Below are 254 nucleotides of genomic sequence, written 5' to 3'. Positions count from 1 at the left end.
CGCACGGGCCTCCAGTGCCTGGACACCTTCCTGGCGCCACCTCCGACGCCACGCGTACACGGCCCGGGGAGTGACACCCAATGTTCTGCCCACCTGGGTGGCGCTCTGCCCTTCGGCAGACAACAGGTGTACCGCACCGGATTGTTGAGACACCAGGTTGGTCGTAATCAGGCCGCTTGCTTCTGCATCAGTTCCCGCCGGGCCTGACTCGGCGAGAGGAAGTGGTGACGCTCCAGCAACCAGTGCTCGTTGTA

Annotated in this window: 1 protein-coding gene; it reads right to left on the bottom strand. The window is 64.2% G+C overall.

The window, feature by feature from the left end; genetic code table 11:
• Positions 1 to 153: helix-turn-helix domain-containing protein (locus tag D7V77_RS46180; RefSeq protein WP_368666253.1), on the bottom strand; the 153-nt coding region annotated here is incomplete at its 3' end.
• Positions 154 to 254 lie beyond the last annotated feature (101 nt).

This window comes from Corallococcus sp. CA041A, assembly GCF_003612075.1.
Taxonomy (GTDB): domain Bacteria; phylum Myxococcota; class Myxococcia; order Myxococcales; family Myxococcaceae; genus Corallococcus; species Corallococcus exiguus.
The sequence above is the reverse complement of the archived record's forward strand: the minus strand, read 5'-3'. Positions and strand labels throughout refer to the sequence as shown.